16 protein-coding genes are annotated in these 17,134 nt (G+C 37.5%); 4 read left to right on the top strand and 12 right to left on the bottom strand.

The window, feature by feature from the left end:
• Window positions 1–55 precede the first annotated feature (55 nt).
• From yihA to rpmH, 4 genes are all read right to left on the bottom strand, one after another.
• Window positions 56–700 carry a ribosome biogenesis GTP-binding protein YihA/YsxC gene (gene yihA / locus ACFIKI_RS04155; RefSeq protein ID WP_375608503.1) on the bottom strand — a complete coding sequence of 215 codons (645 nt, stop codon included), beginning with the start codon at window positions 698–700 and terminating at the stop codon, window positions 56–58.
• Window positions 697–2,535 carry a membrane protein insertase YidC gene (gene yidC / locus ACFIKI_RS04150; RefSeq protein ID WP_375665797.1) on the bottom strand — a complete coding sequence of 613 codons (1,839 nt, stop codon included), beginning with the start codon at window positions 2,533–2,535 and terminating at the stop codon, window positions 697–699. The genes yihA and yidC overlap by 4 nt, the downstream gene beginning before the upstream one ends.
• Complete coding sequence (rnpA, locus tag ACFIKI_RS04145; protein ID WP_375665795.1) at window positions 2,525–2,914, bottom strand: ribonuclease P protein component; 390 nt, start codon at window positions 2,912–2,914, stop codon at window positions 2,525–2,527. Before rnpA ends, yidC begins: the two co-directional genes overlap by 11 nt.
• Before the next feature lie 116 nt (window positions 2,915–3,030).
• The gene (gene rpmH, locus ACFIKI_RS04140; RefSeq protein ID WP_005864709.1) at window positions 3,031–3,165 is read right to left on the bottom strand and encodes a 50S ribosomal protein L34; all 135 of its coding nucleotides are present in this window, start codon (window positions 3,163–3,165) and stop codon (window positions 3,031–3,033) included.
• A 574-nt stretch (window positions 3,166–3,739) separates the two neighbouring features.
• On the opposite strand from rpmH, the gene ACFIKI_RS04135 reads away from it, so the two are divergent.
• Window positions 3,740–4,801, top strand: a complete 1,062-nt coding sequence (locus ACFIKI_RS04135) for an Mrp/NBP35 family ATP-binding protein (RefSeq protein ID WP_375665794.1) — start codon at window positions 3,740–3,742, stop codon at window positions 4,799–4,801.
• A 486-nt stretch (window positions 4,802–5,287) separates the two neighbouring features.
• On the opposite strand, the gene ACFIKI_RS04130 is transcribed toward ACFIKI_RS04135, so the two are convergent.
• The 7 genes from ACFIKI_RS04130 to ACFIKI_RS04100 all read right to left on the bottom strand — a co-directional run bounded on the left by ACFIKI_RS04130 (window position 5,288) and on the right by ACFIKI_RS04100 (window position 13,171).
• Window positions 5,288–6,079, bottom strand: a complete 792-nt coding sequence (locus ACFIKI_RS04130; protein ID WP_375623824.1) for a pyrroline-5-carboxylate reductase — start codon at window positions 6,077–6,079, stop codon at window positions 5,288–5,290.
• A 55-nt stretch (window positions 6,080–6,134) separates the two neighbouring features.
• Window positions 6,135–6,380 (bottom strand): hypothetical protein, encoded by a 246-nt coding sequence (locus tag ACFIKI_RS04125; protein ID WP_375607294.1) that lies wholly within the window; start codon window positions 6,378–6,380, stop codon window positions 6,135–6,137.
• Between the two features lie 103 nt (window positions 6,381–6,483).
• The gene (locus tag ACFIKI_RS04120) at window positions 6,484–6,852 is read right to left on the bottom strand and encodes a YraN family protein (RefSeq protein WP_375623865.1); all 369 of its coding nucleotides are present in this window, start codon (window positions 6,850–6,852) and stop codon (window positions 6,484–6,486) included.
• Between the two features lie 10 nt (window positions 6,853–6,862).
• A complete protein-coding gene (gene rsmI / locus ACFIKI_RS04115) occupies window positions 6,863–7,750 on the bottom strand; it encodes a 16S rRNA (cytidine(1402)-2'-O)-methyltransferase (protein WP_375623826.1) in 888 nt (295 codons plus the stop codon).
• 2,037 nt (window positions 7,751–9,787) lie between these two features.
• The gene (locus ACFIKI_RS04110; protein ID WP_375623828.1) at window positions 9,788–11,449 is read right to left on the bottom strand and encodes a 4Fe-4S dicluster domain-containing protein; all 1,662 of its coding nucleotides are present in this window, start codon (window positions 11,447–11,449) and stop codon (window positions 9,788–9,790) included.
• 3 nt (window positions 11,450–11,452) lie between these two features.
• On the bottom strand, window positions 11,453–12,373 hold the full coding sequence (locus tag ACFIKI_RS04105; RefSeq protein ID WP_375665793.1) for an electron transfer flavoprotein subunit alpha/FixB family protein: 921 nt from the start codon (window positions 12,371–12,373) through the stop codon (window positions 11,453–11,455).
• A gap of 51 nt (window positions 12,374–12,424) precedes the next feature.
• Complete coding sequence (locus ACFIKI_RS04100; protein WP_375665792.1) at window positions 12,425–13,171, bottom strand: electron transfer flavoprotein subunit beta/FixA family protein; 747 nt, start codon at window positions 13,169–13,171, stop codon at window positions 12,425–12,427.
• Between the two features lie 512 nt (window positions 13,172–13,683).
• On the opposite strand from ACFIKI_RS04100, the gene ACFIKI_RS04095 reads away from it, so the two are divergent.
• From ACFIKI_RS04095 to ACFIKI_RS04085, 3 genes are all read left to right on the top strand, one after another.
• On the top strand, window positions 13,684–14,499 hold the full coding sequence (locus ACFIKI_RS04095) for a hypothetical protein (protein ID WP_375665791.1): 816 nt from the start codon (window positions 13,684–13,686) through the stop codon (window positions 14,497–14,499).
• Between the two features lie 182 nt (window positions 14,500–14,681).
• Complete coding sequence (locus tag ACFIKI_RS04090; protein WP_375665790.1) at window positions 14,682–15,602, top strand: sulfite exporter TauE/SafE family protein; 921 nt, start codon at window positions 14,682–14,684, stop codon at window positions 15,600–15,602.
• 2 nt (window positions 15,603–15,604) lie between these two features.
• Window positions 15,605–16,414, top strand: coding sequence for a TIGR02186 family protein (locus tag ACFIKI_RS04085; protein WP_375665789.1), 810 nt, complete (start codon window positions 15,605–15,607; stop codon window positions 16,412–16,414).
• Window positions 16,415–16,436: 22 nt separating this feature from the next.
• Here the strand turns inward: ACFIKI_RS04085 and ACFIKI_RS04080 are convergent, their stop codons facing one another.
• A complete protein-coding gene (locus tag ACFIKI_RS04080) occupies window positions 16,437–16,718 on the bottom strand; it encodes a DUF6460 domain-containing protein (RefSeq protein ID WP_375665787.1) in 282 nt (93 codons plus the stop codon).
• Between the last annotated feature and the right edge of the window lie 416 nt (window positions 16,719–17,134).

Genomic DNA, 17,134 nt, shown 5'->3' with positions numbered 1-17,134 from the left:
TAGCAGCTGCTAGCAATTATAATTAATAAATTATTAATAACTAGGAATTGTTCTCTTATGCGATGGTTTGCAAAATGGCAGCACGTAATTCTTCCAAACCGAGAGCTTTTTCTGAAGAGGTTACAAGAAGCTCAGGGTAAGCTGCTGGGCGCTTGAGAAGCTTTGTTTGTGTGATCATAATTAATTTTTCTAAGGCTTTTGATTTGATTTTATCGCTTTTTGTCAAAACAATTTGATAAGAAACAGCGGCTTTATCAAGAAGAGCAAGAACCTCTTCATCATTATTTTTAATTCCGTGGCGTGAATCAATCAGGATATACACACGTTTTAGCGTTGTGCGTCCCCGTAAATAGCTAAAAATCAAATTTGTCCACGCATCAACCAGATTTTTAGGAGCAGCAGCGAAACCATAACCAGGCATATCTACTAATGCTAGAGGGGGAAGGTCTCCTAGCTGCCCACTGAAGCCGTCGGGTACAAAATAATTAAGCTCTTGAGTCCGTCCTGGTGTGTTTGAGGTACGTGCTAAGCTTTTTTGTTGGACGAGCGCGTTGATTAAAGATGATTTTCCAACATTGGAACGTCCTGCAAATGCAATTTCTGGTGGTCCTTCAGGGGGAAGAAAGTGTATTGCTGGTACACCACGAATAAAAATCCAATTGCGAGAAAAAATTCCAGAAAGGGAAGAGTCTCTCGTCATTCATGCACTTCTTTTTTTGGGGATTTTCTCCACATGGATTTCAGATTATCAAAAAGTTCAATTTTGATGCCTTGGCGTGTCATCATGATACTTTGCTGGATTATTGATAGTATATTGTTCCATGCCCAATAGATGACAAGACCAACAGGAAAAGAGGCGAGCATAAAAGTAAAGATGACAGGCATCCATGTGAAGATTATCGCTTGAGTTTGGTCTTGAGGAGCGGGATTCATACGCATTTGTAAAAACATCGTTATTCCCATAATCAAAGGCCATGCACCAATCATAAGAAATGTTGGTGTTGTGTATGGCAAGAGACCAAACAAGTTAAAAAGAGATGTTGGATCAGGTGCCGCTAAATCTTGAATCCAGCCAAAGAAAGGTGCATGGCGCATTTCAATGGTGATATAGAGAACTTTATAAAGAGCAAAGAATATTGGAAATTGAACCAACATCGGCCAACAACCGGCAAGGGGATTAATTTTTTCAGTTTTATACAGATCTATTATTGCCTGTTGCTGTTTGGTTCGGTCATCGGGATATTTTTCTTTTATTTCTAGCAACCGCGGTTGTATAAGTTTCATACGCGCCATAGATTTATAAGATTTATTGGCTAGAGGGAAAAGAAGTGTTTTTAAGAGCACTGTGACAAGAAGGATGGCGATACCAAAATTTCCTGTTTGCTTATAAAGAATATCAATGAGGGCAAACATTGGTTTGGTGATGAAATCAAACCAGCCCCAATCAATTAAAAGAGCAAACTTTTTGATTTTTAGGTTATTTTGATAGTCATTAATGATTTCAACTTGTTTTGCACCAGCAAAAAGACGATTTGTAACAGTTTTTGTTTCATTTGGAGCAATTGTTAAAAGCGCTCCTAGCAAGTCAGACTGATAATGCGTCTGCAAACGATCAAAATAAATAAAGCGGCTCGTATATTCTTTATCTTGCGGGGGAATAACCGCAACAGCCCAATATTTATCGGTAATACCAATCCAACCTCCTGTTACTTTGGAAAAGGTCATGCTCTTTTGCCCATTATCAGGATTTGGATCAAGTTCTGCTAAGGTTTTATATTTTTCAGTTTTGAGTGAATCTCCCGCAATTCCTATCATCCCCTCATGCAGCAAATAGGTTGCATTTGTATTTGTTGGTGGCGCTGCACGTGCAACGCGGGCATAGGACGAGAGATATATTGGTTGATCGCTTTCATTGCTGATCGAATCCTCAATGGTAAACATGTAATGATCATCAACAGAAAGGGTGCGGCGGAAGATTTGTCCCTGCCCATTATTATAAATTAAAGTGATGGGTGTTGAAGGGGTCAGGGTTGTGTTGTTTCCTTCTATTTGCCATTGTGTATCAGATTGTGGCAAAGCCTTTGTTGGCAAAGATGCGCTGGTAAAACCAAACTCAGCAAGATAGGTTGTTTTAAAGCCTTTGGGATTCAGTAAATTGATTTCCGGTGACTTTTTATCGACTGTTAAACGATATTTTTTGAGGTGAAGGTCATCAAATTGTGCACCAACAAGATTAATAGAGCCTTCAAGTTCATTGGTTTTGATCGCAATACGTTTTGTTGTGGACAATACAGCCTTCCGGATTTCAGGAGTCATTGGCGGTTCAATGATCGATGTTGCTTCGTGTGTTGAGGTATCGTTAGAAAAATTCGTCGTGTCAGTAGAAAGGGCTGATTGCTGTTTTGATAATTGCTGTGTGATAACTTGTTGTTTTTGTAACTTTGCTTGTTTGGGAGCAATATGAAGAAATTGCCATGCGATAAGCACTACGAAAGATAAGCCAATAGCGATGAAGAAATTGCGGTTATATTCCATTCGCACACCCTTGTTGTCGTTGCTGCTGTTTTATTTTTGGTTTTATTCGCCGATTTAATTCACTGATCAGAGATGTAAAAGGCGCATGTAACACATCACGATATGCTACAATGACATAGTCCGTTCCTGCTTCCATGTGGTCTACACCAACTCTTACAGCTTCACGCAAGCGCCTTTTGATACGATTACGTTTAACAGCATTACCGTTTTTACGGGTAACAGTGAAGCCTACACGCGCAACAAGAGAAGATTTTCTTTCTGCTGTTTGTTCACGAGATTTAACTTCAAGTAAAAATAAAGGACCACGTCGCTTTTCTCCTGTACGGACAGCCAAAAAATCTGCTCTTTTACGAATACGGCAGGGATGTTTTTTCTTCATAAAAGAACATTTCGCAATTTCACTACATGCCTATTTCCAGGCATTAAAGGTTTATAACAAAAATTCCACAACAAGGACATCGTGAGCAATACTCAACAGTTGTGAAAATTAAACGGTTAAGCAGAGAGCCGCTTACGTCCACGAGCACGTCTTGCAGCAATAACTTTACGTCCTCCAGCTGTGGCCATGCGTGCACGAAACCCATGGCGGCGTTTACGGACAAGTTTAGAGGGTTGGTAAGTACGTTTCATTTATTTAAATACCGCGGAGTGCGGCCCTTCTTAATCTTCGTTTTATGAGCAGTTATGCACGAGATGAACAATTTTATTCTATCATACGGCTGTTAACCCATAAGGAAAAATATAAAAAAAGTCAATCTTAGAATGTTTTTCTCTCCCTTGAAAGAATACAAAATACCTTAATAACTGTCTGTGACACTTTTTGTAAAATACTGTAAGGGTTTCAGAAAATAACGATTGAATCTACAAAAAACAAATGACTAGGGCATTAAAGAATTAAAGAAAGTGTGACTGATTACTGTATGCCAATTTAAAATATCCTTTAATATTAAAAGTTTTTTACAAAATTTTTATCAGAATATTCATTAAAGTGATTGTAGCATAAACATGATTGATAGGATTTTATATCAGATTTTATGTTTGAGCTTCTTTATTTAAGGATAGTTTCATATTTTTAAAGAGATAAGATATAAGTAATGTACACTTTATAATGCTGAGTAAAGTAGAAAATTATCAGGTGATAAGCCTGTAAGTGTTTTCGTTCTTATGCTTGTATTTGCTGGTATTTTTATAGAGAGGAAAGAACGTGAATCCTATCACAAGTGAGGCTGTCCGCAATGTGTTACGTACAATCAAAGGACCAGATCTTGAAAGCGATATTGTGTCGTTGGGGCTTCTTTCAGAAATATTGATTGCTGATGGAAAGGTTTTTTTTTCCATTACAGTTCCTGAGAGAGGTGTGCAAGAATGGGAATCATTGCGTCGTTCTGCTGAAAAGATGGTATGTGCCTTGGAGGGCGTGGAATCTGTTGTTGTCACACTTACAGCTGAAAAAACAACAAAGGCTGCATCTAGACGGAGAGCAAATCTCTTACCGATCAAAATGCCCATAGAAGGTGTGCGGCATGTGATTGCTGTTGCTTCTGGAAAAGGAGGGGTAGGAAAATCTACGATGGCAATAAATATCGCCTTAGCTTTACAAGATTCTGGTTTCAAGACGGGGGTGATGGATGCTGATATTTATGGTCCTTCGTTGCCACGTTTGACAGGACTTGTTAATCAAAAACCACAGCTTATTGGAGAAAAAAAGCTTCAACCTCTTGAAAAATTCGGACTGAAATTGATGTCGATGGGATTTTTGGTGGAGGAAGAAAAGCCGGTGGTCTGGCGCGGTCCTATGGTTATGGCAGCTGTAACGCAATTGTTACGAGATGTTGTATGGGGCCCTTTGGACGTTTTAGTCGTTGATATGCCGCCCGGTACAGGGGATGCACAATTAACGCTTGCCCAACAGGTACAATTAACAGGTGCGTTGGTTGTTTCTACGCCCCAAGATCTTGCTTTAGTGGATGCGCGTAAAGCAATAGAAATGTTCATGAAAGTTAATGTTCCTATTCTAGGACTCATTGAGAATATGAGTTATTTTATCGCTCCTGATACGGGAAAACGCTATGATATTTTTGGCTATGGTGGTGCACGGGCAGAAGCGGAACGTCGAGAAGTCCCTTTCTTAGCGGAAATACCGCTTGATGCAGCTTTAAGATTTTCTTCAGATGAGGGGGTCCCTATTTTTGTTGCTAAGCCTACTGAAGAGCTTGCTAAACTGTATCGTAAAATTGTTGATCAAATAAAAAATAAATTCTTTTGAAGATATGTTTGTTTAAGAGAATTTGCTAAAATATAATCATAAAAGACATAAAAATAGGTGTAACCTTTGTAAGGGTAAAGGGAAGCCTTAATGTTTGAGTGGAGTATAGAGGTGACAAACAAAAAGTTAGTCATGCACTTGGGTAATCTGAAGAACGGGGACTTAATCGGGGCGGTTGGAGCAGTGAGGTGAAAAAGATGTTGGCATTGATGCGAAAAGAAGAAGACAGAAAATGAAAATAATTGAGGAAAATTGTAAAAGGTTATAAAAAATATTTAACAATCACTTTTTTACGATAAAAACAGCTTGAAGATCAATCGGAAGATTGATCCCTATTCATTTAAATTACAAGGGATGGGCGTTTAAAAAGCTCGTTTATCTTGCTCTTGAAATGTGTATAGCAGATAATGTTATCAATCCATATTCAAGAAAAACTCAATAAAAATACCAATAACTTTCTCTTATTGAGAGGATAAAAAATGCTGGTCAAGCCTTTTTAGAAGCATTTATTTTTTGAAAAGTAGCTTCAATAGCCGTTGTTAAAGCACTTCTTCCCCCTTGATGAGAAAAACAATTTGACAAAAATTCATTTGTTCCCCCCTTTGTTGAAAACTCTTTTTCAAGTCGTGCAAAATCGAGAGATGTAGAACAATCTGTTGCTATAATTTTACGCATTTCATCTGTAAGATTGCCAAACATCATGGTAAGAAATTCTGCTGATTGCTGTTGCTTTAACCCCTGTGTTATAAACCATTGATGGGCTGTCTCTAAAAAATTAAAATATACGCCCATAAGTGAACCAGCAGTCATAAAAAGATTAAACTGCTCTTCCTTATCTAGTACCAATGTACCCCCCAATGCATCAAATAGAGCACGTAAAAAGGGATGATCGGGATAAATTGGTGTCAAATTTTTACACTCTGCGACAAAAGGTAGAGGAACAGCACGATAAACTTTATGGTTGATCCATTCTTCCACTTCTGCTGCTTTTGCCATAGCAAGTACGGAAATAACCAGCTGTTCTGGACGAAAGCGAAGAGAACGCAAAACGCTTTCTGCAATTTGGTTAGGCAAGCAAAGAAAAACACAATCACTCACATCGAGCAACGCTTGGTTATTTTCAGCAATCATAACCTTATCATACGTGTGTGAAAGATGCTCTGCTGTTTGTGCATTGCGCGGTGAAACAATAATGGAAGAAATGTCAAAGGTGCTTGTCATGAGGCCATTGACCATTGAAGCACTGATTGTGCCCGTTCCCAAAAAGCCAAGTTTCATTTCTCTTCCTCAGTTTTATATTTTAAAAGGAATCTCAATTAACAGTTTATGTGTTTTAACTAACATAAATGCTAATTGAGGAAGCAACACATAAAATAGCAAGAATAATCAAGCCCAAATAGACTTTTGGTTTGTCAAACAGAACGGCAAAAGCAGAAAACCAACCAACAATAGCTGCGGCTAATGCAAATAAAAAACCTGGTTTATTCATAAGTACAATATGCATTGCCATTAAACCACCAATAATCAGCGCTCCAAAAACAATGAGCAAACCTGTTGCAAACTTTTCATAATCATCCATATTTCGCTCCTTATAGCGCTCAAATTATTATACACTTTTTAACGCATATGCATATAAAAACGAAACGTTTTTTATAGAGTATGGTTAAAACGGAAGGGGCCTTTTATTGATCAGATGTAAAAAATGCAGGGATATGCTGTGGCCAACGCCAAGGTAAAATTGCAATTAAATCAAAGCGTACAGACAAAAGGGCATAATCTTTTTGCCGTGCAAGCCAAATATCGGCAGCTGCTTCAATTCGCCTTTCATTCATTCGGGAAACCGCTTCCATTGCTTCAGCTAATGTTGAACGTGCTTTGACTTCAACGATTAAAATCAAATTTCCACGTCGTGCAATTAAATCAATTTCCCCACATTTTGTTTTAAAACGCCTTTCGGCAATGTGAAACCCTTTGCAACGTAGCCACCAAGCTGCCAATTTTTCTGCACGAACCCCTCGATAAAAAGACTTTTGCCTCCGTTTTTTTTGTATAGTCTTAATTTTATGCATTTTTTAAAAAATTTAACCGCTGAAAAAGTTCCTGTTTTTTAAAACCGGTCTTTTTTGCAACCAAAGCTGCTGCCTGAGCAGCAGAATGTGTCCGCGAGAGTTTTAATAACATTTCATCAACTTCTTGATCACTCATCACGTTTAAAGAAGAAGATGATTCTCCAACAAGTACAACAATTTCTCCACGAATATGTGATTGTTTTTTGTAAGATTCCAACAAATTCCCCAAATTGGAAGCATCCACTGTTTCAAACTTTTTTGTTAATTCACGACAAATTGCGGCAGGTCGATCAGCCGAAAAAAGCGTGACCATATCCTGTAAAGTTTCAACAAGACGATGCGGTGATTCATAAAAAATCAAAGTCGCTGGAATCTCTTTTAATTGTTCCAATCGTTTTTGACGCTGTCGCTTGCGTGCACTCAAAAAACCTGCAAAGAAAAAGCTATCCGTAGGAAGCCCTGTTGGTATAAGAGCGGTTAAAAGAGCTGATGCTCCAGGGATCGGAATAATTTTATGACCAGCTTTACGTGCCTTTTCTACCAATCGAAATCCGGGATCAGAAATAAGTGGCGTTCCCGCATCGGAAACAAGCGCTACCGTTTTATTTTCTGCCAAAGCGGCTAAGAGCTTCGGCCCCGCTTTTTGCGCATTATATTCATGATAAAGAAAAGTTTTTTTCTGAATACCATAACGTTGCAACAAAACACGTGTTACCCGCGTATCTTCACACGCTAAAATATCAATTCCTGCAAGCACTTGCAAAGCACGAAGCGTAATATCTGCAAGATTTCCAATAGGCGTTGCTACAAGATAAAGCCCTGGTTCTATAACGGGGGCAGAATAAGCATGCGCACCTATAAAATATGCTTTTTCACACATGCTCTTTTCTTTTCATCAAATTCCCCTCACCACAAGATTTTTATTCATACTCATAAGCTTTATAAGCCATTTTTGTTCATTTTTTACCAGTACATTTTTTATCATTACAAAGGCTTACTTTGCTCGAATAGTTGATACTCCCACAATACAATAGTTTTACCTTCATATTCACTAACATTATCATCTGTTTTGGTCAGCATGATCTTTTTCAAAAAAACAGACTCCAGATGTATCCAATATCCTATCAGCTCTATAATTTTCTATAAAGTTTTTCCTTCGAGAACCAAAAACAATTTTACCTGTGCCTATATTTCACGCTTGGTTGTGCTCTTTTACAAGCTAAACTTTCTCAATTATTTCCATAACGCCCATCTTTCAAATGCTCTATTGATATTCAAACTGTTCTTCTGAGTAAACGTCAGCAGATCCTTTTAAAACACAAACAACTCGCTATATCGTTATTGATCAAATATAAGCCCTTCTTAGCAAAATATTTCATTTTGTCCTATTCTCTTCCCCCTTAACAGATATAAAGAATATCTTAAAAACTTTCAAGGTTCATTTTTATCTTAATTATTTGATTTATAATGGATAATTTGTTATTTTTTGCCTATAGAGTAGGCGCCTTAAATATCGTAAAATTATCTCATTTTAACGCCTCTTATCATCAATGAATTAAAATCATTTGTATGCATCACAAGGAGGATTGGTGTGTCGTTGAAGATGAGTAAAAAAGGAGTAAAATGCCTTTTTGAGCTCTCTTAAAGCAAAGGCTATCGCAACATTGGAGTTAGCAAAGAAAGTGATGCTGCCGGTTTATACTTTTTATTGCGTAAATATGGAACTATTCATTTACGAGAATACGAGATATTTTTCTCAAGATTTATCGCGAAAGAATTGTTCGATATATATTGAGAGCTATCTTTTAAAAATAAATCCATAGATAAGCAATACAAGTTTGTTTTAATTTTGGGCGTTTTATTTTTTTGAAGGATATGCTCCCATAAAAAATGCAAGTCATAAAAGCAGGGATAATACGTAATCTCTCTTTTTTAAAAGATAGTGTGATGTTTTTGAAAGTCGTAAAACCGCATGAAAAGATGATGATAAAGATGTGAAACAGATTTCTTCCTTTCAGACCTCATATTCTTACTCAGTGAAGCTGTATTTTCATTTCAGGAAAAATTTAAATAGAATATGCAAGATTTTTGCTCAGGATACAAAAGCTGGAATGCCTCGCTTTCGTTCACCTTTATCTTTCTTTCATATATGCCGCTTGTGTTCGATTTGGATGTTGATTTACAAGCTACAGAGAAAGTACAAGCTTTATAAAGAAAATACGCTATAAAACGCGTAATAGAATGGTCATGAATTGGAAAGACATTTAGGTTTTGTCAGATATTATTTCCAATAATGATAGCGCTTATGGCTTTTTATTCTTATGGTGTTTTTACACATTTTTTGCATTCCATCTGTAAAGGTTAGATGCAAGACAATGTATAGACTACCCTTGATTTGAGCGTAAAAAGTTGATGTGATACTTAGATTTGGGGATATCTTTATCAGTAGAAACATTGAGAGTGATTAAATAAGCATGCTCTGTGTCATGCAATATTTTCTTTTTTCTACATTCATCGTGGTCTCCTTTAGTGAAAATTGCTTGGCAAAGGATAGGAGATAAAACAAACTCGAAGCATATCTCCATGGGTTTTATTCTTGGCTTTTTGAAACGATTGAGTTTTCTTTGAGGGGGCTAAATCCATTTTGGATCATAGGGGAGGGAGCAAAGTAGAGCCACAGCTTTGCCTTTGTACAGACTGTTGAGAGCAGTGTCTGTATTTTTATAGCAGAATGGTCAAGATATCTTCATTCTTGTTTTTTTATTGAAAAAAATCATGCAGTGAGGAGAGTATTTTATATGAGAATAGAGTCCATTTTACACTATGAAAGAACCTATATAGGAAGATGATTGATAGATTTCTGATCTGAGGGAAATATTTCAATTTAGGAGAAAGAACAATAATCATATAGTGGGGGTTACATATTAGGATAGAAGGGGCCCTCATTGCCTTGCGGACAGGTCCAAGTGATATTTTGGTTCGGATCTTTGATGTCGCATGTTTTACAATGTATGCAATTTGAAGCGTTGATCATATAAGTCAGATGGTCATTATCCTCTAGCCATTCGTAGACAGCGGCGGGGCAATAGTTTGTGGAAGGTCCTCCGTAGATTGCATATTCAGAGTCCTTTTGTTTTTTTAATGAGGCTATTTTTAAATGGCAAGGTTGATTTTCTTCATGGTGTGTATTGGAAAGGGCAACACTTGAAAGGCGATCAAAGGTTACAACACCATCTGGTTTTGGGTAAGCAATGGGTTGAAATTTTTTTGCTGGTTCAAGGCATGCATAATCTTCTTTTCCATGGGAGAGTGTTTTAAATAAGGAAAATCCGAACAGTTGTTGCCACCACATATCAAAACCGGCAAGTTTAATTCCATATTTTGTCCCATATTTTGCCCAGAGTGGTTTGGCATTTCGCACTTTATAAAGATCTTTGCCAATGAGCCCTTTTCGCCACTGTTCTTCGATTTCTTTCACCTCATCATGGGCACGCCCTTGTGCAAGAGCGGTAGCGATTTTATCGGCAGCTAATATGCCAGATAAGATGGCATTATGTGATCCTTTGATACGCGGAACATTAACAAATCCAGCAGAGCAGCCAATAAGTGCTCCACCAGGAAAGGTGAGTTTTGGTACAGATTGCCAACCTCCCTCGCTGATAACACGTGCACCATAGGAAAGACGTTTTGCACCTTTGAAGATTTCATAGAGTTTTGGATGTGTTTTAAAACGTTGAAATTCTTCAAAGGGAGAAAGATAAGGGTTTTTGTAATCTAAGTGTACAACAAAACCGACAGAAATGATATTGTTTTCTTGGTGATAAATAAAGCCACCACCCCCGGTATTATTGTCTAAGGGCCAACCGGTGAAATGTTGCACTAAACCGCGTTGGTGTTTGTGGGGATCAATTTCCCAGAGCTCTTTGAGACCAAGACCGAATTTTTGTGGTTCACGGTTTTTGCTAAGATTAAAATGTTGTATCAGTTGTTTTGCAATTGAGCCGCGTGCTCCTTCCGCAATTAAAGTATATTTTGCCAATAAAGCCATACCAGGCATATAATTTTTTCCGTGGCTTCCATCTTTGTTAAGCCCCATATCACCGGTGAGAACACCAATGATCGCTCTGTTATCGTTTTGAATGGTCTCTGTTACGGCAAAACCAGGATAGATTTCAACACCCAATGCTTCAGCTTTTTTGCTTAGCCAGCGGCAGACGTTTCCAAGCGAAACGATATAACACCCGTCATTTGATAAGATTTTGGGATGCAAAATATTGGGAAATATTGTAGCCTTTTGAGGTTTTAGAAAAAAAAACTGGTCACGGGTAACAAGGGTCGTGAAGGGATGGTCATTGTCATTTCGCCATTCTGGTAAGAGTGTATTGATACCAATGGGGTCAACAACTGCGCCAGAGAGGATATGTGCACCAACTTCGGTACTTTTTTCAATAATTGCGATAGAAAGCTCAGGGTTAATTTGTTTCAAACGAATTGCGGCAGAAAGCCCTGCAGGTCCTGCTCCGACAATGACTATGTCAAACTCCATACTTTCACGCTGGTCATGCAGAGGTGCTTTCATGGTTTATAAAGCTTTCTCCAATTCTGGAATAATTTGATGGAGGTCACCTACAAGAGCATAATCGGCAATTTGCATGATGGGAGCTTCTTCATCTTTATTAATGGCAACAATAATTTGTGCATCCATTATACCGGCTAAATGTTGGATTGCACCGGAAATGCCAACGGCAATATAGAGTTCAGGGGCAACGACTTTTCCTGTTTGTCCAATTTGCCAATCATTGGGCGCATAGCCTGCGTCCACTGCTGCGCGACTGGCACCCAAAGCGGCATTTAATTTGTTTGCAAGGGGAAGAAGAAGTGCCATAAATTGCTCTTGAGAACCAAGACCGCGTCCGCCTGATATAATAACACGGGCTGAGGTAAGATCAGGACGATCACTTTTGTTGGTTTCTTCTTTTACGAAAGAAGAAAGATTTGGATTGGCAGCTGGCGTTATTGTTTTAATGGGAGCAGAATTATTTTGGGAAGGTGTTGGTGTGAAAGAAGCGGTGCGAACTGTTATAATCTTTTTGTGATCATTGGTGCGTACAGTTTCAAATGCATTGCCTGCATAAATTGGTCGTTTGAAAGTATCGGGAGAAAGAACGGCGGTAATATCTGAAATTTGCATAAGATCAAGAAGAGCTGCTACGCGTGGCATCACATTTTTCCCAGTGCTGCTGGATGCAGCCATGATCACATCGTAATCATTTGCTAATGTGAGAATTGTGTCTGCTATAGGTTCGGCGAGTTGATGGGCTAAATAGTCTGCTTCGGCAATAAGAATTTGCCGCACACCATTAAGTTTAGCACTGTTTTCCGCTATCGTTTGAATTTTTTCTCCGCAAAGCAAAATATCGATATCGTTACTGAGTGCGCGCGCTGCGGTGAGTGCTTTTGCGGTTTCTTCTGTATTATGATCGGCCAATAAAAGAGTTGCCATAAATTTTTGCCTTTTTATGTGAGTGTTGCTTTTACGCTAGTGGTGAGAATATTAAATGCAGTTTTTTTGTTTTAGCGCACTGACAAGCTCTTCTACATTCGCTACTTTAATACCAGATTGACGGGGGTTGGGTTCTTCAACGCTTAAAATTGTTAAGCGTGCTTTCGTATCGATGCCAAGATCAGTCAGCGCTTTTTGTTCAATGATTTTCTTTTTTGCTTTCATGATATTAGGGAGAGAGGTGTAGCGCGGTTCATTGAGCCGTAGATCGGCGGTCATAACCATGGGAAGGGGAAGACAAAGGGTTTGTGTTCCATTATCAACTTCACGAATAACTGTCGCATGCCCATTTTCTATGTTAAGATGTGAGGCAAAAGTTGCCTGTCCCCACCCAAGAAGAGCGGCGAGCATTTGTCCTGTTTGGTTGCTATCGTCATCAATCGCTTGTTTTCCTAAAAAGACCATATCAGGTTTTTCTTCATCAACAATGGCTTTGAGAACCTTAGCAATTGCTAAGGGTTCAAGTGTTTGATCCGTGGTGACAAGAAGTGCGCGATCAGCCCCCATTGCAAGTCCTGTTCGTAGAGTTTCTTGGGCTGCTTCTGGTCCAATTGAAACAAGAACAACTTCTGAAATTTTACCGGATTCTTTCTGGCGAATTGCTTCCTCTACGGCTATCTCATCAAAAGGATTCATAGACATTTTTACGTGAGACAGATCAACGCCTGTGCTATCGGGTTTGACACGTATCTTGATGTTATAATCAACAACACGTTTGACAGCGACAATTATTTTCATGATGATCCTCTTATTTGTATGAATACAAGTCTATAGCAATACTCATAAGAAACAAAATTGTTTAGAATGGAGTCTCATTTATAACTTGTGTTTTCTTTCATATAAGCTTTTTTTACGTTTACTTGTACTTTCTTTTCGTCATTTTCAATTTTCATATCTTTTGCATTGCCATAATTGCCTTATTTGCTTGAATAAAAAGTAAAAAAATCAATTTGTTTTGTGAGAATATTCTTTTTTCATTTTATATGCTCTGTTTATGATGGTGCAATAGGGGCTTTATGCAATGAAAAATAAGTGAAAAAAATAAAAATGAGAGAATGATTTTGCTTTTCAAATCTTGAAGGAAGAAAAATTAAAAAGCCTTCTTTCAAATATTTGGGGTGAAGATAGGGCAAAAATATTTCTGGAAAAAAGTTTTTTAGCGTTCTTAAAGCTCTATTTACTAAAATAGAGCACACTTTACTCATCATTTGTGCGATTCTTTTCAGAAAGTTAATGAGGGGTAAGCGTTTGTGAATACGAAGGGTCATACGATCAACCAGCCGATCAATCAGGTTAGGAACGATAAATTCTCTTCTTTTGTTGAGCAGAAAGAGAGAAGGGATGCGCCTATGGACGTAACGATGTCTGATATTGCTCAAAAATTACGCACTGTTCATGCACAAATGCAAATGAAGCATTCTTCCCGTTCTTTGATACAGCAAGGGTCTTTAGAAGAGCATTTTAAATCTTACTTAGATGATATTAGTCGGGCCATTTTGGCTGAATATTATATCCGTCGTCAAAGGGAAAAAAAGCTTTTCCAGTCTTTAGAGCAGATTAAAACAATTGTTCAAAGTTTGCAGAGTGAAAAAAAGAGCTTAGAAGAAGCAGCACTAACACGACGTGGTCCTCGTTCAAAATCACCTGATTCTGTTGTACAAAAACTTGCTCATATGGAAAGTGAGGGAAATAAAGAACCTTTATCACTTCAAAAAGTTCAAAATTTTTCGAGACAAAACGGTATAATTCCACTCCAAACAAATGTTGAAAATGCGGTGCAGAAAGAAAATAAAAGCTCTTTGCTAAATAATACTCTGAAACCTTCTTTTCAAAAGGTTGAGGGAGCCGTAGAGTGTGCTGTGATAGAAGAAAAGGATATGGGTGTTCAGGCACCTAATCATTGCATTGAAAATGATTTTTCTTCTTTAAAGGGGCAGTCACGGGGGAGTGTCTCGTTTTTATCTCATTTGGTAAAAAAAAGTGTTCTTTGTTTTTTAATCGTTGCATTTATGGTAGCGATAACGTTATGTCTTTACAGCTTTTTAAAAGGAGCTCATTTTTTTTAGTTTTTATGATGTTGATGTTAATAGATGTGAAATGTATTGCGCATTCGTGGATTATGCGAAAATTGTATAGCAACTAAAATTATCCTTTTAAACACGCAACAAAGATTATTAGAAAAGAGGATAATTGGAGAAAGATTTTCCCAATTGTTAAAAAGCCTCAGATTATCTTGAAGGTTCTGTAAGTGAGTATTTATTTACCAATTGCTGAAATGTCACTCAATATGCTGATTTTGATTGGTATGGGAGTCGTTGCTGGCTTTTTTTCAGGTCTTTTTGGAATTGGGGGTGGTTTTCTCATCACACCTTTATTGATTTTTTATAATATCCCTCCTGCTATTGCTGTTGGAACAGGTGCAAACCAGATGATTGCGTCATCTGTAACAGGGGCGATTACACATTTTAGAAGACGTACGCTCGATATCAAACTTGGTATTCTTTTGGCGATTGGAGGAGGGGGGGGGGCTTTAATCGGGATTCAAATTTTTTCTGTTTTAAAAAAATTAGGTCAATTAGACTTAATGATTTCCCTTCTTTATGTAATTCTTCTTGGAAGTGTAGGAAGCTTGATGATTGTTGAAAGTTGGTATGATATAATGCGCAAGCGTAAGGCAGGAAAAGCCAATATTCGTCTTGCTGGTCGACATAACTGGATTCATCGCTTACCGTTAAAAATGCGTTTTCGGACATCTATGATATATGTCAGCATTATTCCAGTTTTAGGGATTGGTCTCATTGTGGGGTTGTTGTCTTCTATTATGGGAATTGGTGGGGGGTTCTTTATGGTACCAGCATTGATTTACCTTCTGCGTGTTCCAACCAATGTGGTGATTGGAACTTCACTTTTTCAGATCACATTTGTGTCTTCTTTCACGACAGTCTTGCAAAGTATGACTCATCAGTCCGTTGATATTGTCCTAGCTTTTTTATTAATGCTGGGAGGCAGTATTGGTGCGCAATATGGAACACGAGCTGGACGGAAGTTAAAGGCCGAACAATTGCGTATGGCACTTGCATTTTTGGTGTTGATTGTGTGTATGCGTCTTGCTTTTCAATTATTTATACGCCCTGATAATCTTTTCTCTCTGGATGTTCTTATGAGATAAAAATGGGTAGATTATTTTCTTTATGCATTATTACAAGTTGCTTTTGTTTTGTTTCTTTTTCCTCATGGTCACATGTTGGGACGACAGCGACATTCATTGATCAAGTTGATCACGAAACTGTCCAAATTATCGTAACAACGAATACGATTACTGTGGATACAAATTTTGCTGGCCGTGATCTTTATATTGCTGGTGTTTTAGAAAATATTGATCCATTATATTCTCGACAGAACCGTTATGATGTTGTTGTAAGCTTGGAGGGACAAGACCGAACAATGGTGATGCGAGAAAAAAAACGTAATGCTGGTGTATGGGTTAATACAGATTCTCTTATTTTTAAAAAGGTTCCTCTTTTTTACTCTATGGTTACAACGCGTGAAATTGACGATATTACGAGCATTGAAGATTATAAACGCTTAGGGTTAGGGTTACTCTATTTGCCATTGCAGACGGATGAACAAGATCAGAAAAAAATACAGATCTTTCGCGATGAACTTATAAAATTGCAAAAAGCTAAAAACCTTTATTATGAGGAAGTAGGGGGTGTTCGTTTTGGTTCTGACACGCTTTTTACTGCACATTTTCGTTTGCCAACCAATATTCCTGTTGGACATTATAAGGTCCGTGCTTATCTTTTTCGTGATGGACAGTTTATTGATAGTGCAACAACGACTCTTGAAATTGTTAAAGCACATATTGCTTATACAATTTTTTATGCAGCGCACAAGTATCGTTTTTTATATGGTATTGTTGCAGTGATTATTGCTATTACTACAGGATTTTTATGTCGTTTGATTTTTCGAAAAGATTAACGCAAGGAAAATGTTAAGGCTTTTATTTTTTATGAAAAATTCGTAAGATAAGAAAAATAGGCACAACAACAATAGCTCCCGTCATAGTTATATGGAAGAAATTTGTAAGCGTTATAAATCCTGCTTCCCATAGTGATTGAAAAAAATCTACTATTTTTTGTATGAGGTTTCGAGATGTCCATCCCAAAAAATTCATTACGATGCCAATGAAGAATGAAAGAATAAGCAATTTTAAACTAATGCGGCTTAATTTTTCTCTAAGAAACGCATGAAAAGAATTTAATAAATTTTTTTTTCGCTTCATTCTAAGATACTTTCGAAGATCGTGTTTTTTATTGTATTATCATAGTACAGCGATGTTAATATCATAAAGAAAAAACATTTTTTTATTTTTTCTTACTTTTTGTAGTTTATCACCTTATTCTGGTTAACAGTGCTGGTTTTTAAAATATACGCGTGTTCTCTTGCATTTTTTGCGATATTTTCATGGCGGCTTTTTTCATTAAATGAAGGGATATCCTTTTGTTTCTGAGAATTTGTAAGGGAGTTTTATAGCGTTTCGATATTTCGTATTAGGGTGAGAGTTCTAGTCTATTGAAGATTTTATAACGGATTTATTATTGTTGTGTATAGAAATAATATTTCAAGGCATTTTACTTAAAAAAAGACTATCTATTCTGATAAGGGTATGCTTATATAGGTATTATATTTAGGTATTTC

This window comes from Bartonella sp. TT121SHDZB (assembly GCF_042193415.1).
In the GTDB taxonomy this organism is placed as follows: Bacteria; Pseudomonadota; Alphaproteobacteria; order Rhizobiales; family Rhizobiaceae; genus Bartonella.
Note: the sequence above shows the minus strand (reverse complement) of the source record. Positions and strands in the feature narration are given on the sequence as shown.

Coding starts and splice junctions, on each gene's coding strand:
- yihA (WP_375608503.1), bottom strand. CDS start 700: ATGACGAGAGACTCTTCCCTTTCTGGAATTTTTTCTCGCAATTGGATT.
- yidC (WP_375665797.1), bottom strand. CDS start 2,535: ATGGAATATAACCGCAATTTCTTCATCGCTATTGGCTTATCTTTCGTA.
- rnpA (WP_375665795.1), bottom strand. CDS start 2,914: ATGAAGAAAAAACATCCCTGCCGTATTCGTAAAAGAGCAGATTTTTTG.
- rpmH (WP_005864709.1), bottom strand. CDS start 3,165: ATGAAACGTACTTACCAACCCTCTAAACTTGTCCGTAAACGCCGCCAT.
- ACFIKI_RS04130 (WP_375623824.1), bottom strand. CDS start 6,079: ATGAAACTTGGCTTTTTGGGAACGGGCACAATCAGTGCTTCAATGGTC.
- ACFIKI_RS04125 (WP_375607294.1), bottom strand. CDS start 6,380: ATGGATGATTATGAAAAGTTTGCAACAGGTTTGCTCATTGTTTTTGGA.
- rsmI (WP_375623826.1), bottom strand. CDS start 7,750: ATGTGTGAAAAAGCATATTTTATAGGTGCGCATGCTTATTCTGCCCCC.
- ACFIKI_RS04110 (WP_375623828.1), bottom strand. CDS start 11,449: ATGAAAGCACCTCTGCATGACCAGCGTGAAAGTATGGAGTTTGACATA.
- ACFIKI_RS04105 (WP_375665793.1), bottom strand. CDS start 12,373: ATGGCAACTCTTTTATTGGCCGATCATAATACAGAAGAAACCGCAAAA.
- ACFIKI_RS04100 (WP_375665792.1), bottom strand. CDS start 13,171: ATGAAAATAATTGTCGCTGTCAAACGTGTTGTTGATTATAACATCAAG.
- ACFIKI_RS04085 (WP_375665789.1), top strand. CDS start 15,605: ATGGGTAGATTATTTTCTTTATGCATTATTACAAGTTGCTTTTGTTTT.
- ACFIKI_RS04080 (WP_375665787.1), bottom strand. CDS start 16,718: ATGAAGCGAAAAAAAAATTTATTAAATTCTTTTCATGCGTTTCTTAGA.